Raw genomic sequence first — 26,056 nt, forward strand, 5'->3', positions numbered from 1 at the left:
GCCAAGAGTCAGTTCAAACTGTAACTACTTAATAGCTCAATATCGTTCTCTAGATACTCATATTGATAGAGTACTTGGTTACCAATCATCAATAATGAATTCTGAAGGGGAATAACGTCATAGGTAACAATATCTTTAAAGTGATTTAACAAAGTGAGGTTCTGAATATTGCTTTTATCATACACCTTTAGACCGTCAGCTCCATCGCAAACAAAAAGCTTATCATCTTTAAAACCGATACCATAAGGCCCCGTCAATGAGTAAAATTTTTCAAGTTTAGGCTCGGCCAAATTTGTCAAATCAACAATATACAGTCCGCTTTCAGTATTTCCACATGAATTCTCGCCCCTAAGGGTCACATATGCATAATCACCGTCTACGACGACAGGGTCACATGCCGTACCGTGTATAAATTCGGAAACAAAAACAGGCTTATCAGGCGAAGTGATATCATATATATACATGCCTTGGGTACCCCCCAAGAAAAGAATATCACCTTGGTTGTAAATTGTTTCAACAGCACCGTTGGTATAGACATCGTCTAAAGTTTTCGGGTTATCTAGATCTGAAATATCAAAAATACTGATACTACCCCACTCAACGGCATAAAGGTAATCACCAACAATTTTGAATCGTGCCAAAGACCCTCCTTGACCAGTTGAAGAATCAGAGGAGGCCGATTCAGCACCCGAGTTAAAAGCAAGGTCTTCACTAACTCGTCCATAACCCGATTTTTCCATAAATTCTTCTTCAGAAAGAATCTCGCGTTTAACTTCCCAACCTACAATAGCCTCATTGTTCACATCAAATTCAGAATAATCATAAAGGTCGGCCTCGGGCCAATCTACATCAAACCCTACCGTACACCAAAATTGCTGATAAATAGCATTCTCAATACGTTTGGCAGCCGGAATATTCTCGATATCCGATATATCGAAAATCACCAAATCACCATAGCTATCGGCATAAAGCCTATCGTCTTTAACCGAGATATCATTATTACCCTCTAGCTTAATGAACCCAACATTTTCCGGTGCTGAGGGGTCACTGTTATCGATAATATGAAAACCCCGGTACACATCGTTTACAAAAACGAAATTCTTGTAAGCATAAATCTTTCCCGATTGTTGAATGGGTTCCGGTTCGCTAATATCGATCGCTTCTTCTTTAAATTGGCGTAAATCGGAAGTTAAGGGCACGGCAACGAGATATTCGCGTTTACCAGAAATGGAATCGTCGTCGATACACGAAACCATAATTGATGATAACGCTATAACGAATAGCAAGATGTTCTTTTTCATAGGTATCTATTGGTTTGTTTAACAGATAGATGCCTTTTTCACAGAAAAGTTGCGTGCATTTCAACGATTTGATAAAGAAATAACTGTTAACCCACCAAAAGCATAATCCTTTTATTAGATTCAAAATGAAGTTACGGGCAAATCTTATCAAGAAGGCATAGACCGAGATGGCTAATCAACCTTTTTACATTCATCTAAAATAGTATTAAAATTCACTGTCAATTTGTCACTTGCCAGTTTTAAGCCCTATATTTGCTGCCCGTATTTTATGTGGTTATGGAAAAGACAATTGACGAATCAATTCAGGGCTCAACCCTTTCTTTAGTCGACAAATCCAATAATGGTCGAAAGCTTTATATAGAAAGCTATGGCTGTCAAATGAATTTTTCTGACAGTGAAATCGTAGCCTCTATTCTATCAAAAGAAGGTTTTAACACTACTCAAGAGCTGAGTGAGGCTGACCTTGTTTTGGTCAACACCTGTTCTATTAGGGAAAAGGCAGAGTTAACCGTTCGAAAGCGACTCGAAAAGTTCAATGCCGTAAAAAAAGAAAGACCTCACATGAAAGTTGGCGTTCTCGGCTGTATGGCCGAACGCCTGAAACATAAATTTTTAGAGGAGGAAAAAATTGTTGACATGGTCGTTGGCCCCGATGCCTATAAAGACCTACCCAACCTCATACAGGAAATCGATGAAGGGCGAAATGCCGTTAACGTTATACTCTCTAAAGATGAGACTTATGGCGATGTTGCCCCGGTACGCCTTAATTCAAACGGCGTAACTGCTTTCGTTTCGATTACCAGGGGCTGTGATAATATGTGTACCTTCTGCGTGGTACCATTCACTAGAGGACGAGAACGAAGTAGAGATCCACAATCTATTATCAACGAAGTCAATGAACTTTGGGAAAAAGGCTTCAAAGAGATAACCCTTTTGGGTCAAAACGTCGATAGTTATCTTTGGTATGGCGGTGGGCTTAAAAAAGATTTTGAAGGAGCTTCCGATATGCAAAAGGCTACAGCGGTAGATTTTTCACAATTACTTGAGAAAGTAGCCTTGGCCCAACCAAAAATACGCATTAGGTTCTCCACCTCAAATCCGCAAGATATGACGCTTGACGTGATTCGAGCTATGGCCAAATACGAAAACATCTGCAACTATATACATTTACCAGTTCAAAGTGGCAGTGATCGAATTTTAAAGGCTATGAACCGCCTTCATACACGTCAAGAATATTTTGAACTGATTGACAACATCAAAGCGATCATACCCGATTGTGCCATCTCTCAAGATATGATTACCGGGTTCCCGACCGAGACCGAAGACGATCATAAAGACACCTTGACGTTAATGGAATATGTAAAATACGACTATGGGTTTATGTTTGCTTATTCAGAAAGACCGGGAACACTTGCCGCCAGAAAACTGGAAGATGATGTGGCCGACGAGGTCAAAAAACGAAGACTCACCGAAATTATAGACCTACAACAAAGGCATTCTTTAGAGCGTATTCAACGAAACGTTGGAGAAACTCAAGAAGTACTTATTGAGGGAACTTCCAAAAAATCCGATATGCATTGGATGGGCCGCACATCACAGAATACGGTAGCCGTATTTCCAAAAGAGAATTATAAAGTGGGTGATTTCGTTATGGTCAGAATGGATGATTGCACCTCGGCCACACTAATCGGTGAAGCGGTAGGCCTTTCACACAACAACTAATTAAATGGGACAATTTATTACAATAGCCCCATTCAACTAAAGACTTCCGTTTAGAGAAACGGATTTTAAGATACTATGGAAAGTGTACAAGCTATCAAACAGCGTTTCGAGATTATAGGAAACGACCCCAAGCTGAACAGAGCGATAGAAAAAGCGGTACAGGTGGCACCTACCGATATTTCGGTTTTGGTAACAGGCGAAAGTGGTGTAGGTAAGGAAGCTATTCCTAAAATAATACATTCTCTTTCGCACCGAAAGCATGCCAAATACATCGCTGTTAACTGTGGGGCTATACCCGAAGGCACTATCGACAGTGAACTTTTTGGTCACGAAAAAGGGGCATTTACCGGTGCAACGCAAACCAGAAGTGGTTATTTCGAGGTCGCTGATGGCGGCACTATATTTTTAGACGAGGTGGGTGAGCTACCGCTGACTACGCAAGTGCGGCTTTTGAGGGTTCTTGAAAATGGAGAGTTTTTAAAAGTTGGTTCCTCACAAGTTCAAAAAACGAACGTTCGTATTGTTGCTGCCACCAATGTGAACATGTTCGAGGCCATCAAAAAAGAAAAATTTCGCGAAGACCTTTATTATAGGTTAAGTACGGTAGAAATTAACATTCCACCTTTGCGAGACAGGCAAGATGACATTCATCTTCTTTTTAGAAAATTCGCTTCTGATTTTGGACAGAAATATAAAATGCCTACCATTAGACTTGAAGATGATGCCGTTCAACTTTTATTAAAATATCGCTGGCCGGGAAACATCAGGCAGCTAAGAAACATTGCAGAACAGATTTCAGTGCTCGAAGAAAGCAGAATGGTCTCATGGTCAACCTTAAATACTTATCTACCCAATGCCGGTAGCACCAATCTGCCAGCAGTGGTCGGCCAGAAAAAGGCGGAAAGTGACTTTAGCAATGAGCGCGAAATTTTGTACAAGGTTCTTTTTGACATGAAAAGCGACCTTAACGACCTAAAAAAACTCACCCTTGAGTTGATGAAGAGCAATGATGGCGAAAAGGTTCAAGAAGAAAACGAAGGGCTTATTAGAAAAATTTACGGCGAAAATGGCGAGGATATTGAAGATGTTGATAGAAATGCCCTTGAAGTGCTACACCTACCGGAGCCCAAGGTAGACCAGCCCATTAGTCGACCAACAGTTGAGGATAAGTACCATTTTGCTGAGGAAATCGAGGAAGAAGAAACCTTATCTTTACAGGAAAAGGAGGTTGAACTGATTAAAAAATCACTCGAAAGAAACAGGGGCAAGCGCAAAGCGGCAGCTGCAGAACTGGGTATTTCTGAACGCACCTTATATAGAAAAATCAAGCAATACGACCTTTAAAAAAACCCAAAGAGAACAAAGTCTTGAAGAAACCTTTTTATTTTATCGGCCTAATCCTACTACTATGTTTGAACGGATGTGGCGTTTATAATTTCACTGGGGGCAATGTCGGCACGGCTACGACTTTTACCGTACCTACCTTTCAAAATTATGCTACCCAAAGCCCCGGGTCTACATTCGAGCCCGGTCTTGAACGCGATTTCACGTTAGCCTTACAAGATCGTATATTAAACCAGACGAGCCTCGACCTTACCTCATCGAACGGTGACCTTTTATACGAAGGAGAAATTGTAGAATACCGTATTTCGCCCATGAGTGCCACCGCTCAGCAAACCGCCGCACAGAACAGGCTTTCAATGGCCGTTAAGGTGAGGTTTTACAACAAAACTAAAGAAGATGCCGACTTCGATCAGCGGTTCTCGTTTTTTTATGATTACCCTGATAACGTACAATTATCGGCCGTTAAAGATGAGGCCCTCGAAGTCATTTTTGAAAGGATAACACAAGATATTTTTAATGCATCGCTGGCCGATTGGTAAAATGGGCTTCGCAGCAACACTAAAATGAACGTAAAAGATTTTACATATCTCTTACAGCACCCGAAAAAGGTGGTCAACCCGGTACAGACCAAACAATTGGAAGATGTATTGGAAGAATACCCCTATTTTCAGGCCGCACGGGCCATTCATTTGAAAGGGTTGAAAAATTTGAATAGTTTCAAATATAACAATGCCCTCAAAATGACCGCTGCCTATACCGCAGATAGAGATGTTCTCTTCGACTTTATCACATCCGAAGAATTTTTACAGAATGCCATAGCCGATACCATTTCCGGAAAAAGCACGGCATTGGAAGATACCGAAATTGTTTCGGAAGAAGTTAAAGTAGAAAAAGCACCTTCCGTTTCGAAAGAAGAAAACAAGAATACTTCCCTCCCACTATCAAAAGAAGAGGCGGAAACCATTCTCGACCCAAAACTATTCGCATCAAAAGATCCAAAGATCGATCGAGAGATAGAAGAATCGAAAGCCAAAGCGGCCAAAGAGTTAGAAATGGGCCAACCACTACCTTTTACCAAAAGGGAAAAATATTCTTTTGGCGAATGGTTACAATTGACCGCTTTTAAATCGGTAGACCGTAAAAAAGAGCCCAAAAACCCTCCTACTGAAGAGGCGAAGGCTATCGACTTTCCTTTAGAAGAAGACGTTCTTAAGAAGAAAAAATTCGATTTGATAGATAAGTTCATTGCCGATAACCCTAAGATTACCCCAAAAGAAGATGTGCCCAAAGTAGCTATATCAGAGTCGGTAAAATTGGATAAAAAAGAGCTGATGACCGAGACTTTGGCGAAGGTTTATCTCGAACAAAAAAAGTATAAAAAGGCCATTCAGGCATACAAAATTTTAAGTTTGAAATATCCGGAAAAAAGTGGTTTCTTTGCAGACCGAATTAAAGCGGTGGAAAGAATTCAATCGGATAACAAGTAAGGAAGTTATGAGCACGTTTACCATTTTTTTGATCCTTATTATCATCGTATGCTTTTTGTTGGTATTGGTCATTATGGTCCAAAACCCTAAAGGAGGCGGATTATCTTCATCTTTTGGTGGCGGAGGCAGTCAAGTTGTTGGTGGAGTTAAGAAGACAGGAGATTTCTTGGATAAAAGTACATGGACGTTGGCCATTCTTTTGGTCGTTCTCATTTTGGCATCCAATATTGCACTGAAAGGCAACTTTGGAACCAGTGATTCTAAATTATTGAATGGTGACGATATAGAAACCACGGTACCAGAAACAGTGCCCGAATCATTGCCAGAAGAGGCACCTGCTCCGGCTACTACCCCATCTGACAGTTTATAATATTTACCCAAAAAACTATATAAATGCCAGCTTGAATGACAAGCTGGCATTTTTGCTTTAACAAAGTGTCAGTTTTTAGTACATGGCATAATTTCTGCCAAAGAGGATACGAGATTAATATTATTTCAAACTAAAAACTAAAAATATGGCAAAAGTCAACATTAAACCATTGGCCGACAGAGTTCTAATAGAGCCAATGGCAGCCGAGACCAAAACTGCGTCCGGTATTTACATTCCAGACACCGCAAAAGAGAAGCCTCAGCAAGGTAAAGTTGTTGCTGTTGGCCCTGGCACCAAAGACGAAAAGGTGACACTAAAAGTTGGTGATACCGTTCTTTACGGCAAGTATGCCGGTACGGAGCTAAAACTGGAAGGCGCCGATTACTTAATGATGCGCGAAAGTGACGTTTTGGCAATTATCTAAATTTCAATTCACACACTAAATCAAAATATAGATTCCGTAGTAACGAATTATTGTCCGAAAGGATTTTTTTTCATCTGATACTAAGGAGTTCATTTTAAAACTATAAACAATTATGGCAAAAGACATAAAATTTGATATCGATGCTCGCGATGGCCTCAGAAGAGGCGTCGATGCATTGGCAAATGCAGTAAAAGTAACCTTGGGCCCCAAGGGTAGAAACGTAATCATCAGCAAATCTTTCGGTGCTCCTCAAGTAACCAAAGATGGTGTTACCGTAGCCAAAGAAATCGAGCTTGCCGATGCATTGGAAAACATGGGGGCGCAAATGGTGAAAGAAGTTGCTTCTAAAACCAATGACCTTGCCGGTGACGGTACAACTACGGCCACTGTTCTTGCCCAAGCTATCGTAAAAGAAGGTTTGAAGAACGTTGCTGCTGGTGCTAACCCTATGGATCTGAAAAGAGGTATCGACAAAGCCGTTGAAGCTATTGTAGAGAATCTTGCAAAGCAATCTAAAAAAGTAGGTGATTCTTCTGAAAAGATTAAGCAGGTCGCTTCTATCTCAGCTAACAATGATGAGACTATCGGTGAGTTGATCGCCGAAGCTTTCAGCAAAGTTGGTAAAGAAGGTGTTATTACCGTTGAAGAAGCCAAAGGTACCGATACCTATGTTGATGTTGTTGAAGGTATGCAGTTCGATAGAGGTTATCTTTCTCCTTACTTTGTAACCGATTCAGAGAAAATGACTGCCGACTTAGAGAATCCTTATATTCTTTTGTTCGACAAGAAAATCTCTTCAATGAAAGACTTGTTACCTGTATTGGAGCCTGTTGCCCAATCTGGTAAGCCTTTATTGATTATCGCCGAAGATGTAGATGGCGAAGCTCTTGCTACTTTGGTAGTTAACAAATTGAGAGGTTCATTGAAAATCGCAGCTGTTAAAGCTCCTGGTTTCGGTGATAGAAGAAAGGCCATGTTAGAAGATATCGCCATTTTGACCGGTGGTACCGTCATCTCTGAAGAAAGAGGTTTCTCTCTAGACAACGCTACTATCGATATGTTGGGTACTTGCGAAAAGGTGACTATTGATAAAGACAATACAACTGTGGTAAATGGTGGTGGTGTGCAAAAAGACATCAAAAGCCGTGTGAACCAAATTAAATCTCAAATCGAGACTACCACGTCTGATTACGACAGGGAAAAACTTCAAGAGCGTTTGGCCAAATTGGCCGGTGGTGTTGCCGTACTTTATGTAGGTGCCGCTTCTGAAGTTGAAATGAAAGAGAAGAAAGACCGTGTTGATGATGCCCTTCACGCCACTAGAGCGGCTGTTGAAGAAGGTATTGTTGCCGGTGGTGGTGTTGCCTTGGTTCGTGCCAAAACTGTATTGAGCAAAGTTAGTGTTGAGAATTCTGACGAAGAAACAGGTTTACAGATTGTGGCCCGCGCTATTGAAGCTCCTATTCGTACCATCGTTGAAAATGCTGGTGGTGAAGGCTCTGTAGTGGTTGCCAAAATTCTTGACGGAAAAGCTGATTACGGTTACGATGCCAAGTCTGAAAAATATGTAGAAATGTTGAAGGCCGGTATTATCGATCCTAAGAAAGTAACTCGTGTAGCCCTTGAAAACGCTGCATCTGTTTCCGGAATGATCTTGACTACCGAATGTGCTTTGACTGACATTAAAGAAGACGCTCCTGCTGCACCTCCAATGGGTGGTGGCGGAATGCCAGGAATGATGTAATTCAATCATCTTTCTATAAAACAAAAAGCCGTTCCAAGATTTTTGGAACGGCTTTTTTCTTTTACAATATTGACTGGAGTTTTCAAACTGTTTGCGACGTATTTATCTTTTGAAAGTCTTTGCATACTCGCCTACTTGCATTCCTTTCTCGAGACAGCCTCGGATTGGGGGATCTAATTCTCCAACCACACTAAAAATAAAAAAACCACCTCTTTCGAGATGGTTTCATTTCCTATTTCTGGGCTCAATAGCAAGAGCCATCATAATTACTTCTTTTTAGAAGGTGCCTTCTTAGCAGCCTTTGGAGCTACTTTTTTGGCAGCGGCTGCAGGAGCCGGTTTCTTTGATGTTGCCATAATTTGACAGTATTAAATTTTGATTAAATGTAGGCTGTTTTTGAATCTCCCATATTTAATTATGAAGAATTTAACACTGAATTCAAACTATTAAATATCAATAAATTACATTAGTGGTGACCACTATCGTCATTACTATCTTCTCTGTATTGACAGCAAGGGTGCACGCTATTATAAGCTTCGTCGGTGGCCTTTAGTTCTTTCGTATCATGGCCTACTTCTACCAGTGCCATTTTCACTTGCATCGGGTTAGTTTTGCGTTCATCAAGAACTAATGACAATTGATGCGAAGGAACATCCCATAGAGCATATTTGACGCCCTTTACACCAAGAGCGGCCTTTTCAATCCTGGCCTTGCACATTTCACATTTACCGGCCACTTGCATTTCAACCTTTTTGTTCTTTTCTTGTGCCACGGCCATTTGAGAGACCAAGGCCAAGATTACTACTACAAGAATCTTTCTCATTGTTTAATTATAATTTAGTTATCAAATTCTATATCTAAAGCCCGCATAGAACATTCTTCCCATAATGGGTGCATATACTATACTGGTATCAAAATACGGTCCAAAAGGATCGTTGGCCCCCAGCACGGGAACCTGCTGCGTGGTGTTGCCTAAATTTTCACCCCCCACATAAACCTCAAAACTCTTACTGAACACTTTGGTAATTTGGGCATTCATGTTTGAATAGGGCGAAGCAAACTCTTCAAAGCGATAGCTTTCAGGGTTACTGCTCGTATCGGGCAAACGTTGTTTCCCGAATGTATGCAGCGTAAAATCAAAACGCCATTGCGCCCCATTATTCTTTAGGTTCGTTTCATAGGCAAGGTTACCAAAAAAACGATTTTGGGCCTGAAGCGGTTTCTGTAACTCTCCGCGGCGATAATCGACCTTTACATCGTAGTACTTATATGCGGTACGTATTTCAAAATTGGTCGCCAACTCATAATCTATCTCAAACTGAAAACTATTACTAAAGCTATCTCCTTCAAGGTTATAAAACGATACCTCTTGCGGGTCTTCCCAATCGACCACTACCTGATTCTTAAAGTCGGTTCTATAAAAATCTATAGAAATGTTGCCCGACCTACCTAAAAAGGTAAAGCCTTGAAGAAAGCTTGCACCATAATTCCAGGCATCTTCTGGGTCTAACCCATAAACACTTCCACCAGTATCGGTAATCGCAATTCTTCGAGCACTTGAAAAGAGCTGTTGGTTTTCTGTAAATATGTTGGCGGCCCTTTTTCCTCTACCAAAAGACCCTCTCAGGCTTGCTCGTTCCCAAGGCGTATATCTCAAATGAAACCTTGGGGTTATATAAGTACCTAATCTGTTGTGCGTATCTATTCTTAGACCCGCGGTAAAACTAAGTTTTTCCAAGTTTTCATAACCGTATTCAAAAAACGCCCCTGCAGATCGATCACTTCTGGAATAATCATCAATGCTCACCTGTTCGTCATAACCATCGTAAGCAAAGGTCAATCCTGTTTTGAACTTGTTTCTGGTATCTCCGACAATAGAATTGAAAATAAGATTGGTATATATACTTTCATGACCTATGTTATAGCTTCTCTTTCCGAAATAAGAATCTTGTAAATGATTGCTATAAGAAGCCTGAAAACCGATGCTTTGAAAAGGAAGGTTCGGAAAAACATATCCTACTTTTACAGAAGAATCGAATCTTCGCGTATCGATTTCACCACCCCAAACATCTGACCCGTTGTTATGAAGTTCAGGCTCGTAATCTAATTGGCCGATTTGCTTTTCGTCATTTAAAAAACGAACGTTGAAAAAACTTACCCAACCCTTTTCCGGGTCTTGAAATTGCCAACGGTTCATAATATTGATTTGATCGGCAAGAGGAGCATCCAAAAAACCATCGCCATTATTGTCTTCTCTTTGGCTACGCTTATTACCATGAATATATAGACCGGTGCTCCACTTATCGGTCAACTTTTTATTTAAATGGGTATTCAGCTCATAACGCCCATTTTGGTTGCCGTACCCATTTACGAAGAGCTCATTATCGGTCAAAGGCTTTACCAATTCGGTGTTTATTTGGCCGGATATACTTTCATAGCCATTCACCACACTACCGGCCCCCTTTGATATTTGAATACTCTCGATCCATGTGCCCGGGGTAAAAGTGAGTCCGTAGGCCTGCGAAGCACCTCTTACCATCGGTATATTTTCTTGGGTAATCAAAAGATAGGGGCTTGTAAGCCCTAACATCTGAATCTGTTTTGTACCGGTAAGACCGTCTGATAAGTTCACGTCAATAGATGGGTTTGTTTCGAAACTTTCGGCCAAATTGCAACAAGCTGCCTTCAAAAGCTCGGCACTATTGATGGTCACCACATTCTGTGGGGTCAGAAAGGCTTTTTCGGTGGCATCCCTTTTTTGTTCGACGACCACCTCGTTCAACTCATTGGACGCTTTCAACCTGATGGATACTGTTTTGGGTTCATTTATGGTCAGGGTATCCGATTCGAAACCCATATAACTAACAATCAACCTTTTGTACTCACCTGTATACTCTATCTCAAAAGAACCGTTATCGTCGGTAACAGTTCCTGTTTGGGAATTCATCCAATAAACACTTGCACCGGAGAGGGACAATTCGCTTTCGGCATTACTTTTTTCAAGCACCTTTCCCTTCACTTTCTCCTGTGAAAATCCCAAAGAGGAAAAAAAGATTGCACTTGAAACGACCGCACATCTAAACATATAACTCATCTATCTAATCAAGTTTTACCGTTCTTAATCTTAATGCATTGGCAATGACCGAAACCGAACTAAAGCTCATTGCCAAAGCTGCCAGCATTGGCGATAACAAAATGCCAAATACCGGGTAAAGCACGCCGGCGGCAACTGGAACCCCTATCGTATTATATATCAATGCGAAAAATAGGTTCTGTCTAATATTTTTTATGGTTGAGTTACTCAACCTACGAGCCTTGACGATACCGTTCAAGTCACCCTTCACCAAAGTTATCCGAGAACTTTGTATGGCAACATCGGTACCGGTACCCATCGCGATACCTACATCACTTTTGGCCAAGGCGGGGGCATCATTTATACCATCGCCTGCCATCGCCACTTTTTTACCTTCATTTTGAAGTCTTTTGACTTCGTTCAACTTGTCTTCGGGCATCATTTCAGCTTTAAACGAAGATATGCCCACTTCCTCGGCCACCTTTTGAGCCGTATAGGGATTGTCACCCGTAAGCATTACTACTTCTATGCCTTCCTCTTGCAGCAACCGAATTGATTCTGTACTCGTATCTTTTATTCGGTCACCTATGGAAACATACCCTATAAGTTTACCATCTACCGCCAAAAAAGAGACGGTTTTTCCCTTTTCCTGTTCTTTTCTAGCTAGAGAAATCTGCTCACTGTCGTTTTCAATTTCTAGACTTTTCATTAAGGCATGGTTACCCACAGCTATATTTTTTCCATCGACTAAACCCTTAACCCCTTGACCGCTCACTGAGTCAAAATCATCAATATCTAACAATTGAATATTCTCGTCCTTTGCAGCCTTAACAGTAGCTTCGGCAAGGGGGTGTTCACTCATTTGGTTCAAACTGGCAATTAACTTCAATGTATCTTCGCTACTATATTCATCATTGAAAGAACCCACTTTTTCTACTGACGGTTTTCCCTCGGTTATGGTTCCTGTTTTATCTACAATGAGATATTCTATTTCATGCATTTTTTCTAAGGCTTCGGCATTTTTGACAAGAACCCCATTCTGGGCCCCTTTACCGACACCTACCATAACCGACATGGGGGTCGCCAACCCCAAAGCGCAGGGGCAGGCAATAATCAACACGGCTATAGCATTTACCAAAGCGTACACATAGCTGGGTTCAGGGCCAAAAACCGACCAAATCACAAAAGTGATTATCGACACCCCAACTACCGCAGGAACAAAGTAAGCCGATATTCTATCGGCCAGTTTTTGAATGGGTGCTTTGCTTCTACTCGCCTCATTGACCATTTCTACAATCTGTGAAAGAAGCGTATCAGCCCCCACTTTATCAGCTTTCATCTCAAAAGACTGATTACCGTTGATGGTACCGGCACTGACTTGATCACCCACAGATTTATCAACGGGAACAGGTTCTCCCGTAATCATCGATTCATCTATCGAACTGGAACCTTTGGTCAAAGTTCCATCTACGGGAATCTTATCCCCCGGCTTAACACGTAGAAGGTCTCCAATATTTATTTTTTCTATGGAAACGGTTTCCTCTTCCCCATCGACCAGACGAACTGCCTGATTAGGAGATAATTTTAGCAGCTCTTTCACAGCCGAATTGGTCTTGCTATGGGCCCTTGCCTCCAAAACCTGGCCCATTAGTACCAAGGTCAAAATAACGGTAGCTGCCTCAAAATAGACATGTACCGTACCTGAATCCGTTTTAAACTGCTCCGGAAAAAAATCAGGAAAAAGCATACCGAAAAAACTGAAGACCCAAGCAACAGAAGCACCCAACCCGATGAGCGTAAACATATTCAAATGCCGAGTGACCAATGAGCGATAGGCGCGCTCGAAAAACATCCATGTGGCATAAAATACTACCGGTAACGAAAACGCGAATTGAACCCAGTTCCAATACTTCAATGCCATGATATCGTACAACGGATTATCATGGATCATTTCGGACATAGCGATGATAAAAATGGGAAGAGTAAAGGCCAATGCGATCCAGAACTTTTTAAGTAGTTTTCGGTAATTTGCCTCTTCTGCGGAAACATCGGCTTCCTTTGGCACCAGATCCATTCCGCAAATGGGGCAATCTCCAGGATTATCTTCTTCTATTTCGGGATGCATCGGGCATGTGTAGACTTGGTTATTGGTAGGTAGGGTAGCCTGTTCCACCAAATCCATTCCACATACCGAGCAATCGCCAGCAGCCTCATATGTTTTATCACCCTCGCAATGCATCGGGCAATAGAAAACTCCGTTTCCGTTTTTTGGTTTTGACTTTTGAGACTTATGTTGCTTCTTTTCTTTATAAATCTCATACCCGCCCCCATCTTCTTGAAAGGCCTTTTCAAGTCTTTTAAAACGGATTGGCTTTTTAGTATTAACTGTGGCTTCCGACTTACTTAAATCGACCACCACGTCTTCAACGCCCTCAACTTTTGACAATATCTGCTCAACATGCTTTTTACAGCCATTGCAAGACATTCCGTGAATATGATAAGTCTGTTTCATAATATTTAAATAAATACTTATCCAAAACTATAATTACCAGCATTAGCAGCTTTGTACAGTTCTGGATAAGATTTATAAAATTTGGTCAAGCGGCTTTCGATGCCATTCACCCATTGAACGGTATTGGGTCATAGACATACCTACATTTATCTTGAACTGTTTGGCCAAATGACTGCTACTCTTGTAGCCGAGCGAGTAGGCTATTTCAGAGAAATTCAATTCATTCATTTGAATCAGTTCTTTTGCTTTTTCCAATTTTAGCCCTATTACATACTTCTCTATCGATGTTGCCTCTTTTTTGCTGAACAATTTGCTCAGATATGAATAGTCTCGAGCCATTCTTTGAGCTAAATAATCTGATATATTCAATTCTTCCGCCTCTCTATCTGAGTTGACATAATCAATTAAAGCAGCCTTTATTAATTCTATCTGCACCTCATCTTTTTGTGCAATCAAGTGAAAACCCGTTGCTCTCAACTTTTTATCGACCAAAGCAAGATTTAATGCCCCTGAATGTATAATAATAACCATACCCAAATCGATAGAATCAACTTCAAGCCCTATCGAGTTTAGGGTCTGCGACACGCTTAATTTACATCTATCACAGACCATGTTTTTAATATGTAGAACCGTTTTCATTTTTGTTTTTCGAGTCTTTCTATCATCTGTTTCATTTCATCAATTTCCCTTTTTTGGGCCTTGATAATATCATTTGCCAAGGCTTTAACCTCTGAATCTTGAATATTGGCCCTTTCACTGGTAAGAATAGCAATCGAGTGATGTGGAATCATAGCCTTCATCCAAAGTAAATCACCAATGGGCTTTTGCTTTCTCACCAGGAACAGCGATACAGCGAACAACCCAAGGCTACTTGTGATGATAATTCTATTCAACAATTTATTTTTATACATACCTTTCATAAAAAAGAACATTACCAAAGCCATAGTAGAAATGCCCATACAGGTCATGTAAAAACGGGTCATACTAAAATAAACATGGTCTATTTTATAAGTATTAAGGTACATGGTCACGTACATCGTGATAAACGATGCAGCTAACATCATCAAGAATTTTAAGTATGTTTTCTCTGATTTTTCCATAGTAAATAGATTTAAAGTTAGAATCTCGCCGAAAGACCTCCGCCGACCCCAAATCGATTATCATAGCTAACCTCCAATGATAAAGTTCTAGATAAGAGATATTCCAGTCCGGCATTCCATACTATCTCATTTTGAAAACTATCATCGAAGGGCAAGTCATTTACCCAACCAAAATCGGCCTGATACTCGAACTCACCAAAAAGTAGAGTTCTTGGGAAAATCATCAATTCACGCTGCAAGCCTATTTGCGGCCTGAGTTTATTATCTATGCGAACATCTAGATTAAAAAGATACGGCGTTAAATACCTTACGCCAGCTATCGCAGTCGTTGTAATATCCTCTAAATTATCGTGCGACTCGTTTTCGATATTCACACCCCCAAACACACGTAGATAATCGAATAGATACCTTTCATATGACACCTCAGCCTCCAAATTTTCGTTCCACCCGTATTCAACATTTAAATTGAACTGATTTCGAATGTTCGAGGACAAGTAATTTAATTCTGCCCTGTGCGAAGCAAGACCGACCGTTCCCCACGAATAATATCGATTGGTTTCATCAATCAATTTAGATGCCGGGTAATTTTTCATTCGAACATCCCTTGGCGTATCGTAACTGAAAATTCTTGTCATACCACTCATCATATGGTAAAGCACATGGCAATGAAGTAGCCAGTCACCATAAGCATCTCCAAAAAACTCAATGGTTACCTCTTCCATCGGTGGAACGTTCACCGTATGTTTCAGAGGTGAATAAGCACCATTTTTATTAAGGACCCGGAAAAAATGCCCGTGTAAATGCATAGGGTGGTGCATCATGGTCATATTGTTGAAAGTAATTCTCGTAACCTGACCTTCTTTTATCTTTATATTATCGGTTTCAGCCAATGGCACACCGTTCATACTCCAAACATAGCGGTTCATATTACCGGTAAGGTTTAGAAGAATTTCTCGTACCTCTGCCCCTTCAGGAAAATTAGTAGGCTCAGGAGACTTCAAATAATCATAGGTATACTCTGTATTCATTTTCATAGACATACCTTTCTTCGGTGCGTTCATGCCCATAGCATGCCCCATTTGACTATGATCCATTTTCATATCCTGAGAAGAATCGTCCATCGATTGATGCATTTCATGATGCCCTTTCATTTTAGTTGAATCTTGGGGCTTATCTTCACTTTTCAACGACATAGCGGCATGGTCCATTTTCATACCGTATTCTTTCTTCATCTCGAAACGCTCATCTTTATTAGGCCTAAACTTGAGTGCGGGAGCCCCCATTTTCATATCCATCTGGGCCATGTGCTTCATCATTGCAATCTTATCGGGCCGAGGTACTACGGGAGCTTTTAGAATTTCTCCCTGACCTAAAAAAGCAGATGCCGTACCCGACCCGTCTTGTGCCATTACACGAAACTCAACACGTTCTTTTTGAGGAATTGTAACAATGAAATCATAGGTTTCGGCAATACCGATAAAGGTTTTGTTTTTTTCAACCGGTTGTACATCAAGACCATCGGCCGAAATCAACTGAGGGTTCTCTCCCCCGAACGTCATCCAAAACATTGTGGAGGCGCTACCATTTATAATTCGTAGTCGAATTTTTTCGCCGGGTGAAAACGAAGGATATTCCTGCTGTTGTTTTCCATTTATCAAGAAGGTTGGATAATATACATCGGCAATATCGGCCCCTTCCATTCGCTGTTTCCAAAAATTAAATTGCGCTCCAAGACCTCCTTGACCAATCACCCGGTTCAAGGGTGTTGATGTTCCTTTTTTGACTTGGTACCATTCAGTACCCCTCTTGAGGTTACGCAAAACACTTTTAGGTTTTTCATCCGTCCAGTCTGACAACAACAGAACCAATTCACTGTCATATTGCTTCTCTTCTTTTTTGGGATGTATAACAAAGGCACCATAAACGCCACTTTGCTCTTGAAGCATGGTGTGCGAGTGATACCAGTAGGTTCCGGCCTGCTTGATCGGAAACTTATAAGTAAAGGTAGTACCGGGTGCAATCGGTGGGGTTGTCAAATAGGGCACTCCATCTTGGTAATTTGGCAGAAGAATACCGTGCCAATGTATAGAGGTTTCAACTTTCATGTTGTTCTTTACATGAATAACAGCGGTATCACCTTCGGTAAATTCGAGTACGGGGCCAGGTATACTACCATTGACGGTCATACCCATCGCACTTTTACCTGTTTTTTGAACCTCTTCATGGTCAATAACGAGATTGTACTCTTGAATAGGGCCTTTAGTATCTTGCGCTTGAATGGAAACCAAGGGGATTACAAGAAAAACCAAAGGACTTAAATTTTTAAATCTTTGCAGTAGATCGTATAATATGAAAAGCATATATCGATTTTATTTTCATGAACATTTAACTTAATCCCAGAAAATCTGAAATACACAAAAACACCGTCACGAATAAACCGGACGATTGTTTTCTAAATGCCGTAAAAATCAAATCAAAAAGACCTCATTGACCAAATGAATGTCTTTGGTCAGCAAGGGAGGTGGATACAAATCGAAAGGCCTATTTTGAGTTTCGGCCTCCGTTAGAAGTGAAATGTAAGAGTAAATAAAAGCGGTCAGAAATACTTTTTGGGGAGTACCAATTTGATCAAACCCCTTTAACAAATCATCTTGACCCTGCATAGAAATGGTTTCATCACTACAGCAAGAATCTTCAGATTGTTCGACGGAATCTTGATTATCACCAAAATCCATATCCATTCCGCAGTCATCTACTTGACTGAATAAAGAAAAATCCATCAACCTTCCCATGCAATAATGCTTTTCTACCTTCCACGATGTGGTGGAAAGCAACAAAAGCAATGCCATGCAGCATGAAAAAATGCGATGTAAAAATTCTTTCATACTGCAAAATTAAGAAAATAAAACAAGCCTATTGTTTTTCTTGCATTTTATCGAATTTTCAAAACCCTACAAACAACAAACAAATAATTGAAAATAAACAACTTAATTCAACAAGTCTAGCTAGTCTCAAGCCATGTTATTAAGAAAATTTTAAGAAATTTCAGATACTTAAAAACAGGTTTGAAAGTTATGTAAGAACGCCCGAACCAGAGAAGGTTTTGGCAAACCCAAATGAAAATAAAACTTAATCGTATACTATGAAAAAAACATTACTCTCAAGAGTTGCCCTAAGTACTATGGTTTTCGCTATGGTTCTTGGCACTCAAAGTTGTAGCAAAGATGACGGAAATGTATTTGACACCCCTGATACGGGGCAAGAAAATGAAGACGACCCCGAAGAAGAAGTCGATGATGTAGCTACCTTGGTCTTTAACGAAGGGGATCCTTCAAATGATATTTTTGTGGCCGATGCCAGTGGTGAAGCCGGTGGCGTTGTACCTGGCCGTGTTATTTTCACTTCTACGGCGACCACTCAACGAAGAATGTATATCACCCAAAATATAGGAGGGGGCGGTGATATGCCCTTTAACAATTTTAATTTGGATAGCGACGATTTAAAAAAGGCGCTTAAAGCTGATGGTTCTATTGATTTGGATGGGGCTACTAAAAAAGAAATCGACTTTACTTTTAACCTTCCGGTTCCTGATATTGATAATGGCGAAATTGTGTATAGTTTTTGGACTACCACTGGAAAAGGAGATTTTAGGGATCCTACCAAAAGACAAGCCTTAGGTGTTGGAACCATTACGGTAACCGTTGGTAACGGAAATAACCCGGATGCAGAGGTACGCCATTTCACCGATATAAAATTATTTGCTCCTGCCGAAGATGGGAGAACGGAATCCTTCTTCTCTTTTCTTGATGGTTCTGTTTACAAAATTGTAGATGGAAATGTTGACGACGAGGAAAAAGGCGCTGCATTTCGTGCCTTCTGGGATTTCGGATATTTTTACACTAACGACGACAAAGCTTCTTTTGCCTCTACTGCCTATTATAAAACAGCTTTCCCTTTTGATGTAGAAGGGTTTGAAGCAGAAGAGGGCGTAGAAGATGAAGAATTGAACGAAATGTATTTTAATCTTTCCGCAAAAACAAGTACTGAATTTGATGCAATCGTACTAGCTGAAGACCTTGAAACTATTGAGAAGTCGACTTTTCCAGAATTCAATAGTATGAATGCAGGAGACGTTATAGAGTTTGTTGACAATTACGGCAAAAAAGGCCTTATTAAGATAACAGCTGTTGAACCAGGGTATGATAACAACGATTATATTATGTTCGATGTAAAGATTCAACCATAAAATCTACTAAAGAAAGTTTCAAATACTTTTAAAAGGATGCCCTCGGGTATCCTTTTTTATATCTATTGATTAAGGTTTTAGTTAATATGCGACCAATGGTATAATTATATTTGCAAAAAAATTTTGACCATGTTAGAACAAGCACAGGCTAAAACCTCGGCAATACTCAAATCACAGAAACCTATAGTTGTAATACAGCAAGAAATTTGCGATTATTTACAGGCAAATGTTGCGCATTACGACTGGGTCGGGTTCTACTTTAAAAATGGTGATAAAGAAGAATTGAAACTTGGCCCTTATGCCGGAGAGCCTACCGACCATACCATCATTCCTTTTGGGAAGGGTATTTGTGGTCAAGTGGCCGTGTCTAACCAAAACTTTGTAGTTCCGGATGTAACCGCTCAAGATAATTATATCGCTTGTAGTATTACAGTAAAAGCCGAGATTGTAGTGCCCCTATTTGTAAATGGAGAAAACATTGGTCAGATAGATATTGATTCAAACACACCGGACCCATTTACCGAAGAAGATGAACGGTTTTTAGAATTTGTCAATTCTGAAATTGCAAAGCTCATAGAAAGAGAACGGCAGTGAAACTCACACCGGTACATCTAACCGACAAGCATTTAGCCGTTTACAACTTGTAACTATTTGTTAATAACCTGATCGTTTTTTTGGGCATAAAAAATTACTTTTGCGTGTCATTATATTACGATAACTACACGCAAATAACATGAGCACCAAAAAAGCAACCTCCGCATTAATTTCTGTATTTCATAAAGATGGTCTTGAACCGATTGTAAAAAAGTTCGATGAGCTTGGCATTACCATCTATTCTACCGGAGGAACTGAAAAATTCATTAAAGATTTAGGTATCGATGTAGTACCTGTTGAAGATGTCACCAGTTACCCTTCTATTTTGGGTGGCAGGGTAAAGACCTTGCACCCGAAGGTTTTCGGTGGTATTTTGAATAGACAGGACAATGAAACGGATGTGGCTCAATTGCAAGAGTTCGATATACCTCAGCTAGATATTGTCATCGTTGACCTTTACCCTTTTGAAAAAACAGTAGCAAGCGGTGCCTCAGAGCAAGATATCATTGAGAAAATTGATATAGGTGGTATTTCTTTGATCAGGGCTGCTGCCAAAAATTACAAAGACGTACTTTGTGTATCTTCCATGGAGGACTATTCAGAGGTTCTGAAAATAATTACCAACGGCAACGGTAGTACTACCTTAGAAGAACGTAAACGTTTTGCTACGAAATCTTTTAATATCTCTTCGCATTACGACACTGCCATTTTCAATTATTTTAACCAAGGTGAGATTCCTGCGCTAAAAGTTAGTGAGACCAATGGTAAAGTTCTTAGGTATGGTGAAAACCCTCACCAAAAAGGGTACTTCTACGGTGATTTTGACGCCATGTTCGAAAAGCTACACGGTAAAGAACTGTCTTACAACAACCTATTAGATGTTGATGCTGCCGTAAATCTCATGCAAGAGTTTAAAGATGATGCGCCCACCTTTGCTATTCTAAAGCACAACAATGCCTGTGGTTTGGCCCAACGCGAGACTATTCACCAAGCCTATGTAGATGCTTTGGCAGGAGATCCGGTTTCCGCCTTTGGTGGTATTTTAATAAGCAATGTAGAAATCGATAAGGCAACAGCCGAAGAAATACACCAACTTTTCTGCGAAGTGGTTATTGCACCAAGCTACTCAGAAGAGGCCCTCGAAATCTTAAAAGGAAAAAAGAACCGTATAATTCTGGTTCAGAACGATATTGCTTTGCCAAGCACACAGGTTCGTACTTGCTTGAACGGTGTTTTGGTGCAGGATAAAGATAACAGAACCGACGCTGTTGATGACTTGCAGTACGTAACCGACAAAAAGCCGACACAAGAAGAAATTGACGATCTGATATTTGCCAGTAAGTTGTGTAAGCACACCAAGTCGAATACCATCGTTCTTGCCAAGAACAAACAGCTTTGTGCCAGTGGTACCGGACAAACATCTCGTGTAGACGCCCTAAATCAGGCAATTCACAAGGCAAATCACTTTAATTTTGACCTGAATGGCGCCGTTATGGCCAGCGATGCTTTCTTCCCTTTTCCAGATTGTGTAGAAATTTCGCATAAAAATGGTATTTCGAGCGTTATACAGCCGGGCGGGTCTATTAAAGACCAATTAAGCATCGATTATTGTAATGAGAATAATGTGTCTATGGTGATGACGGGTACTCGTCATTTCAAGCACTAATTTTACTACATTTGTCGATGAATAGCACACCCCAATCGAGCTAGTAACGTAACCAAAGAAAATTACAAATGGGATTTTTTGATTTCTTGACCGAGGAAATCGCAATCGACTTAGGTACTGCGAACACCCTCATCATTCACATGGACAAAGTCGTGGTTGACAGTCCGTCTATTGTTGCACGCGACCGTATCTCCGGTAAAATTATTGCCGTAGGTAAAGAAGCTAATATGATGCAGGGAAAAACGCATGAGAATATTAAGACCATCAGACCTCTAAAAGATGGGGTTATTGCAGATTTTGATGCTTCCGAAAAGATGATCAACATGTTCATTAAGAACATTCCCGCTTTAAAGAAAAAATGGTTTCCACCTGCATTGCGCATGGTTATCTGTATTCCTTCCGGTATTACCGAAGTAGAGATGAGAGCGGTAAAAGAATCTGCAGAAAGAGTTAACGGCAAAGAGGTTTACCTTATTCATGAGCCGATGGCGGCCGCAATTGGTATCGGTCTAGACATCATGCAGCCGAAAGGTAACATGATTGTCGATATAGGTGGTGGTACTACCGAAATCGCGGTTATCGCACTGGGTGGTATTGTGTGTGACAAGTCGGTCAAGATTGCAGGTGACGTTTTCACCAACGATATCATTTATTACATGCGTACGCAACACAACCTATATGTGGGCGAAGCGACCGCTGAAAATATTAAAATTGAAATCGGTTCGGCAACCGAAGATCTACAGACGCCACCAGACGAAAAATCGGTACAGGGTAGAGATTTGTTGACCGGTAAACCAAAACAGGTACAGATTTCATATCGAGAAATTGCCAAAGCTCTTGACAAATCGATTCTTAGGGTTGAAGATGCCGTGATGGAAACATTATCACAGACTCCGCCAGAACTTGCTGCCGATATTTACAATACCGGTATTTATTTGGCCGGTGGTGGCTCGATGCTTCGTGGTCTTGATCGTCGATTATCTCAAAAAACAGATTTACCTGTTTATATTGCTGAAGATCCTTTAAGGGCCGTTGTAAGAGGTACCGGTATTGCGTTGAAAAACTTAGAGCGCTATAAAAGCATCCTTATCAAATAAACCTTAAACGAATTCGGGGCGATTTCGAGGTTTCTTATGTAATTAATTTTCCAGTCGGAATGGCTTCGCAAGATTCACCTAACTGAATAGCGAATGCAGCAGATCATCAACTTTATCATACGATATAAGAACTTTCTTCTTTATATCTTATTGATGATCATATCTTTGGGGTTCACCATACAGTCTCATTCGTACCATCAATCCCGGTTTTTCAACTCATCTAACTGGGTAACCGGAAACATTCTGAGAACCTCCAATAATGTGAGCACTTACTTTGGCCTTGATCAAGAAAATCAGAAGTTGATGGAGGAAAACCAAAGGTTAAGGCACCTTCTTTTTAATAAAGGGGAAATAGATACCTTGGTTTTAGACTCGGTGCAACAAACATATACTGTTACAACGGGTAAGGTAATCAAAAACAGTTTTTCATACCCCAGAAATTATATCACCATCGATAAAGGACGAAATGATAGTGTTCGTCCCGACATGGGAGTAATCACGAGTAAGGGTATTTTAGGAATTGTGGAGAACACCTCTAAAAATTTCGCCACCGTTCAAAGTATACTCAACGAAAAATCTAATATCAATGCCAAGATCAAGAACACCGATCATTTCGGTTCTTTGGTTTGGGACATGAAACGTTTCGATGTTGTGCAATTGGTCGACATTCCACGTTTGGTGCCTTTGACCATAGGCGACACCATCGTTACGGGTGGTATGAGCAGCATTTTCCCAGAGGGTATTCCCATTGGGACGATTCGCAAGTTCGACCTTAACACTTCAAAAAGCTTTTATAGTATAGACGTAGCCCTATTTAACGATATGACGAACATTAAAAATGTCTATATCGTGAATAACAACTATCGCGAAGAAATATTGGAACTTCAAAACCAGACCTCAACTGATGATAAGTAATTACTACTTCTTAAATGTAATCAGGTTTATACTACTGGTTCTGGTTCAGGTATTGGTTTTTAACCGTTTGAACTTTTTTGGTTTTATAAATCCGATGGTCTATATTTTATTTCTTTATTGGTACCCCATTAAAGAAAATAGGGCCACATTTATAGGTTTGAGTTTTCTATTGGGCCTAGCCATTGATTTTTTCTCTGATACCATGGCCATACATGCAGCTTCAACAATTACCATTGCCTATATAAGGCCGGCCATTATGCGTTTTGTTTTCGGTGTTAACTTTGAATTTCAAAGTTTTAAACTTAGTAACACCACTCAAGTACAACAAATTACGTTTTTAACGTTATTGATATTAGTACACCATCTGGTTTTCTTTATGTTAGAAATTTTCAGTTTGGCCAATTTCCTTTTAGTTTTGAAAAAAGTTTTAGCGACCGGGGCGGCCACTCTAATTCTTTGCTTACTGTTCGGATCACTATTTAGTGTTCGAAAAGATTAAAATCAGGGTCTAAATCACATCAATGTCTTAACATCAAAATTTCATCGTAGATGAAAAAGCTACTGTTATCCTCAATTATCGTAATTATTGCATTCACTTTCTTGGGAAGGCTTTCTTATTTGCAGATTTTCAGCTTTTCACCGGACCAAGTTCTTGAAGACCCCGCGATCAAACGGGTGTATGATTACCCCGAAAGAGGATATATCTATGACAGAAATGGCAAGTTGCTCGTAGGTAATGACCCAGCTTATGATGTGATGGTAATTCCTAGAGAGGTAAGAGCCCTAGATACATTAGAGTTTTGTAACCTTCTAGGTATTGATAAGGAAAAATTCAGCAAAGAGCTAAGAAAAGCCCGTATCTATTCCCCAAGGCTGCCCTCTGTTTTTGTTCCTCAATTATCGAAAGAAGACTATGCCAAGCTTCAAGAAAAAATGAGGCACTACAAAGGCTTTTATATTCAAAAGCGGTCCCTTAGATATTACGACACCAATAGTGCGGCAAACGTTTTGGGCTATATCAGTGAGGTAAACGAGCGTGACTTGGCAAAGAACCCTTACTACGTACAAGGCGAACTTACTGGTAGAACAGGAGTCGAGAAGCAATACGAAGATATTTTAAGGGGCCGAAAAGGAGTTCAGTACATTCAAAAAGACCGTTTCAATAGGGATATTGGGAAGTACAAGGATGGAATTCTTGACACCTTACCAGAGCAGGGTATGGAAATCAATATTACCCTTGATAAGGATTTGCAAGAATACGGTGAAAAACTAATGGTCGGAAAACGTGGTGGTATTGTTGCCCTAGAACCATCAACGGGCGAGATATTGGCCATGATCTCGGGCCCTACCTATGACCCTTCATTACTTGTTGGTAGAGAGCGATCTAAAAACTACAGTGCTCTGCACTATGATTCGATCGCCAAGCCTTTGTTCGATCGATCGATTTTGGCCGAAGGATCACCCGGTTCTCCATTTAAAACATTGAACGCCCTAGTAGCCTTACAAGAAGGGGTTATTAGCCCCAGTACTACCGTACAGTGCTACAATGGTTTTTATGTGGGCCGAAAAAAGCGAGGGTGCCACTGTGGGGGAGGACTTCGAAAGCTGAACGATGGCATTTACAAATCATGCAACGCCTATTTTGCGGCCACTTTCAGAAAGATTTACGAAAAATACGAGACTACCGATCAAGGTATGGATGTTTGGGAAGAACACATGAAAAGCTTTGGCCTTGGCCAATACCTAGGTTATGACCTTCCTACAGGCCGCAAGGGTCGTATACCTTCAAAGGAATATTATGATAAGTGGTATGGTGACAATAGATGGGCGCCTTCATACATCATCTCGAACTCTATAGGGCAGGGCGAAGTCGCAGTTACCCCGATTCAGTTGGCCAATATGACCGCAGCTATCGCCAACAGAGGTTTTTATTACACCCCTCACATTCTCAAAAAAGTAGAAGGAAAAGATATTAGCATACCTGATTTTGTTGAAGCGAAACATACAACCATCGATAAGCAACACTTCGAGCCCATTATTCAAGGGATGGCCGATGTGTATGAAAAGGGTACAGCGAAATGGGTACAGATTCCTGATGTCAGAATCGCCGGCAAAACAGGAACAGTTGAGAATTTCACCAAAATCGACAGTGTTCGGGTACAACTTACCGACCATTCCGTTTTCGTTGCCTTTGCTCCTGTTGAAAAACCGGAAATTGCCTTGGCCGTTTACATCGAAAATGGTTATTACGGTTCAAGATACGCAGGCCATATCGCTTCTTTATTGATTGAGAAGTACATCAAAAAAGAGGTTACCCGTACCGATCTGGAAAAGCGTATGCTAGAAAGAACCTTGGAATACGAATACGCCAAACCTTATTTAGGCCGTGAATTCAAAATAAACGAATACGACTGGAGTCAGCATTCAAAACCTCTTGAAGAACTCATTTCTAGAGAATAAA

At 40.6% G+C, this 26,056-nt stretch carries 22 protein-coding genes; 14 read left to right on the forward strand and 8 right to left on the reverse strand.

Translation table 11 applies throughout. The annotated features are described in order from the left end of the window. Positions 1–8: 8 nt before the first annotated feature. The gene (locus tag D1013_RS17870) at positions 9–1,301 is read right to left on the reverse strand and encodes an LVIVD repeat-containing protein (protein ID WP_121850121.1); all 1,293 of its coding nucleotides are present in this window, start codon (positions 1,299–1,301) and stop codon (positions 9–11) included. 276 nt (positions 1,302–1,577) lie between these two features. Here D1013_RS17870 and miaB point away from each other — a divergent pair, with 276 nt between their 5' ends. The 7 genes from miaB to groL all read left to right on the forward strand — a co-directional run bounded on the left by miaB (position 1,578) and on the right by groL (position 8,392). Beyond that, positions 1,578–3,023: a tRNA (N6-isopentenyl adenosine(37)-C2)-methylthiotransferase MiaB gene (miaB, locus tag D1013_RS17875; RefSeq protein ID WP_121850122.1), complete on the forward strand. Its 1,446-nt coding sequence runs from the start codon at positions 1,578–1,580 to the stop codon at positions 3,021–3,023. Positions 3,024–3,098: 75 nt separating this feature from the next. Beyond that, positions 3,099–4,367 (forward strand): sigma-54 interaction domain-containing protein, encoded by a 1,269-nt coding sequence (locus D1013_RS17880; RefSeq protein ID WP_121850123.1) that lies wholly within the window; start codon positions 3,099–3,101, stop codon positions 4,365–4,367. Between the two features lie 23 nt (positions 4,368–4,390). After that, a complete protein-coding gene (locus tag D1013_RS17885; protein WP_121850124.1) occupies positions 4,391–4,906 on the forward strand; it encodes an LptE family protein in 516 nt (171 codons plus the stop codon). A gap of 24 nt (positions 4,907–4,930) precedes the next feature. Continuing rightward, on the forward strand, positions 4,931–5,854 hold the full coding sequence (locus D1013_RS17890) for a DUF8458 domain-containing protein (protein ID WP_121850125.1): 924 nt from the start codon (positions 4,931–4,933) through the stop codon (positions 5,852–5,854). 7 nt (positions 5,855–5,861) lie between these two features. After that, positions 5,862–6,224, forward strand: a complete 363-nt coding sequence (gene secG, locus D1013_RS17895; RefSeq protein WP_121850126.1) for a preprotein translocase subunit SecG — start codon at positions 5,862–5,864, stop codon at positions 6,222–6,224. A gap of 145 nt (positions 6,225–6,369) precedes the next feature. Beyond that, on the forward strand, positions 6,370–6,648 hold the full coding sequence (locus D1013_RS17900; protein WP_121850127.1) for a co-chaperone GroES: 279 nt from the start codon (positions 6,370–6,372) through the stop codon (positions 6,646–6,648). A 112-nt stretch (positions 6,649–6,760) separates the two neighbouring features. Further along, a complete protein-coding gene (groL, locus tag D1013_RS17905) occupies positions 6,761–8,392 on the forward strand; it encodes a chaperonin GroEL (protein ID WP_121850128.1) in 1,632 nt (543 codons plus the stop codon). Between the two features lie 466 nt (positions 8,393–8,858). Here the strand turns inward: groL and D1013_RS17910 are convergent, their stop codons facing one another. The 7 genes from D1013_RS17910 to D1013_RS17940 form a co-directional block, all read right to left on the reverse strand. Next, a complete protein-coding gene (locus tag D1013_RS17910) occupies positions 8,859–9,215 on the reverse strand; it encodes a heavy-metal-associated domain-containing protein (protein WP_121850129.1) in 357 nt (118 codons plus the stop codon). Positions 9,216–9,236: 21 nt separating this feature from the next. After that, on the reverse strand, positions 9,237–11,477 hold the full coding sequence (locus D1013_RS17915) for a TonB-dependent receptor (protein WP_121850130.1): 2,241 nt from the start codon (positions 11,475–11,477) through the stop codon (positions 9,237–9,239). Positions 11,478–11,490: 13 nt separating this feature from the next. Beyond that, entirely contained in the window at positions 11,491–13,977 is a 2,487-nt protein-coding gene (locus D1013_RS17920) for a heavy metal translocating P-type ATPase (RefSeq protein ID WP_121850131.1), read from the reverse strand. 72 nt (positions 13,978–14,049) lie between these two features. Continuing rightward, the gene (locus D1013_RS17925; RefSeq protein ID WP_121850132.1) at positions 14,050–14,616 is read right to left on the reverse strand and encodes a helix-turn-helix domain-containing protein; all 567 of its coding nucleotides are present in this window, start codon (positions 14,614–14,616) and stop codon (positions 14,050–14,052) included. Further along, on the reverse strand, positions 14,613–15,077 hold the full coding sequence (locus tag D1013_RS17930) for a DUF305 domain-containing protein (RefSeq protein WP_121850133.1): 465 nt from the start codon (positions 15,075–15,077) through the stop codon (positions 14,613–14,615). The genes D1013_RS17925 and D1013_RS17930 overlap by 4 nt, the downstream gene beginning before the upstream one ends. Positions 15,078–15,094: 17 nt before the next feature. Then, positions 15,095–17,437, reverse strand: a complete 2,343-nt coding sequence (locus D1013_RS17935; RefSeq protein ID WP_121850134.1) for a multicopper oxidase domain-containing protein — start codon at positions 17,435–17,437, stop codon at positions 15,095–15,097. Positions 17,438–17,545: 108 nt separating this feature from the next. Then, positions 17,546–17,962, reverse strand: coding sequence for an HYC_CC_PP family protein (locus D1013_RS17940; RefSeq protein WP_162987945.1), 417 nt, complete (start codon positions 17,960–17,962; stop codon positions 17,546–17,548). A gap of 257 nt (positions 17,963–18,219) precedes the next feature. On the opposite strand from D1013_RS17940, the gene D1013_RS17945 reads away from it, so the two are divergent. The 7 genes from D1013_RS17945 (at position 18,220) to mrdA (ending at position 26,055) form a co-directional block, all read left to right on the forward strand. Next, a complete protein-coding gene (locus D1013_RS17945; protein WP_121850136.1) occupies positions 18,220–19,323 on the forward strand; it encodes a hypothetical protein in 1,104 nt (367 codons plus the stop codon). A 129-nt stretch (positions 19,324–19,452) separates the two neighbouring features. Then, positions 19,453–19,917 (forward strand): XrtF-associated fRMsr-like GAF protein, encoded by a 465-nt coding sequence (locus tag D1013_RS17950; protein ID WP_121850137.1) that lies wholly within the window; start codon positions 19,453–19,455, stop codon positions 19,915–19,917. A gap of 139 nt (positions 19,918–20,056) precedes the next feature. Then, positions 20,057–21,583: a bifunctional phosphoribosylaminoimidazolecarboxamide formyltransferase/IMP cyclohydrolase gene (gene purH, locus D1013_RS17955; protein ID WP_121850138.1), complete on the forward strand. Its 1,527-nt coding sequence runs from the start codon at positions 20,057–20,059 to the stop codon at positions 21,581–21,583. Positions 21,584–21,651: 68 nt separating this feature from the next. Continuing rightward, a complete protein-coding gene (locus D1013_RS17960) occupies positions 21,652–22,680 on the forward strand; it encodes a rod shape-determining protein (RefSeq protein WP_013992538.1) in 1,029 nt (342 codons plus the stop codon). Positions 22,681–22,773: 93 nt separating this feature from the next. Beyond that, positions 22,774–23,595, forward strand: coding sequence for a rod shape-determining protein MreC (gene mreC / locus D1013_RS17965; protein ID WP_121850139.1), 822 nt, complete (start codon positions 22,774–22,776; stop codon positions 23,593–23,595). Further along, positions 23,585–24,094: a rod shape-determining protein MreD gene (locus D1013_RS17970; RefSeq protein ID WP_121850140.1), complete on the forward strand. Its 510-nt coding sequence runs from the start codon at positions 23,585–23,587 to the stop codon at positions 24,092–24,094. Before mreC ends, D1013_RS17970 begins: the two co-directional genes overlap by 11 nt. Positions 24,095–24,144: 50 nt before the next feature. Next, positions 24,145–26,055 carry a penicillin-binding protein 2 gene (mrdA, locus tag D1013_RS17975; protein ID WP_121850141.1) on the forward strand — a complete coding sequence of 637 codons (1,911 nt, stop codon included), beginning with the start codon at positions 24,145–24,147 and terminating at the stop codon, positions 26,053–26,055. Position 26,056 lies beyond the last annotated feature (1 nt).

Source organism: Euzebyella marina (genome assembly GCF_003687485.1).
GTDB classification, from domain to species: Bacteria; Bacteroidota; Bacteroidia; order Flavobacteriales; family Flavobacteriaceae; genus Euzebyella; species Euzebyella marina.

Excerpts from the sequence above, each read along its gene's own strand:
- D1013_RS17870 (WP_121850121.1), bottom strand. The coding sequence starts at position 1,301 with ATGAAAAAGAACATCTTGCTATTCGTTATAGCGTTATCATCAATTATG.
- miaB (WP_121850122.1), top strand. The coding sequence starts at position 1,578 with ATGGAAAAGACAATTGACGAATCAATTCAGGGCTCAACCCTTTCTTTA.
- D1013_RS17880 (WP_121850123.1), top strand. The coding sequence starts at position 3,099 with ATGGAAAGTGTACAAGCTATCAAACAGCGTTTCGAGATTATAGGAAAC.
- D1013_RS17890 (WP_121850125.1), top strand. The coding sequence starts at position 4,931 with ATGAACGTAAAAGATTTTACATATCTCTTACAGCACCCGAAAAAGGTG.
- secG (WP_121850126.1), top strand. The coding sequence starts at position 5,862 with ATGAGCACGTTTACCATTTTTTTGATCCTTATTATCATCGTATGCTTT.
- D1013_RS17900 (WP_121850127.1), top strand. The coding sequence starts at position 6,370 with ATGGCAAAAGTCAACATTAAACCATTGGCCGACAGAGTTCTAATAGAG.
- groL (WP_121850128.1), top strand. The coding sequence starts at position 6,761 with ATGGCAAAAGACATAAAATTTGATATCGATGCTCGCGATGGCCTCAGA.
- D1013_RS17910 (WP_121850129.1), bottom strand. The coding sequence starts at position 9,215 with ATGAGAAAGATTCTTGTAGTAGTAATCTTGGCCTTGGTCTCTCAAATG.
- D1013_RS17915 (WP_121850130.1), bottom strand. The coding sequence starts at position 11,477 with ATGTTTAGATGTGCGGTCGTTTCAAGTGCAATCTTTTTTTCCTCTTTG.
- D1013_RS17920 (WP_121850131.1), bottom strand. The coding sequence starts at position 13,977 with ATGAAACAGACTTATCATATTCACGGAATGTCTTGCAATGGCTGTAAA.
- D1013_RS17925 (WP_121850132.1), bottom strand. The coding sequence starts at position 14,616 with ATGAAAACGGTTCTACATATTAAAAACATGGTCTGTGATAGATGTAAA.
- D1013_RS17930 (WP_121850133.1), bottom strand. The coding sequence starts at position 15,077 with ATGGAAAAATCAGAGAAAACATACTTAAAATTCTTGATGATGTTAGCT.
- D1013_RS17935 (WP_121850134.1), bottom strand. The coding sequence starts at position 17,437 with ATGCTTTTCATATTATACGATCTACTGCAAAGATTTAAAAATTTAAGT.
- D1013_RS17940 (WP_162987945.1), bottom strand. The coding sequence starts at position 17,962 with ATGAAAGAATTTTTACATCGCATTTTTTCATGCTGCATGGCATTGCTT.
- D1013_RS17945 (WP_121850136.1), top strand. The coding sequence starts at position 18,220 with ATGAAAAAAACATTACTCTCAAGAGTTGCCCTAAGTACTATGGTTTTC.
- D1013_RS17950 (WP_121850137.1), top strand. The coding sequence starts at position 19,453 with ATGTTAGAACAAGCACAGGCTAAAACCTCGGCAATACTCAAATCACAG.
- purH (WP_121850138.1), top strand. The coding sequence starts at position 20,057 with ATGAGCACCAAAAAAGCAACCTCCGCATTAATTTCTGTATTTCATAAA.
- D1013_RS17960 (WP_013992538.1), top strand. The coding sequence starts at position 21,652 with ATGGGATTTTTTGATTTCTTGACCGAGGAAATCGCAATCGACTTAGGT.
- mreC (WP_121850139.1), top strand. The coding sequence starts at position 22,774 with ATGCAGCAGATCATCAACTTTATCATACGATATAAGAACTTTCTTCTT.
- D1013_RS17970 (WP_121850140.1), top strand. The coding sequence starts at position 23,585 with ATGATAAGTAATTACTACTTCTTAAATGTAATCAGGTTTATACTACTG.
- mrdA (WP_121850141.1), top strand. The coding sequence starts at position 24,145 with ATGAAAAAGCTACTGTTATCCTCAATTATCGTAATTATTGCATTCACT.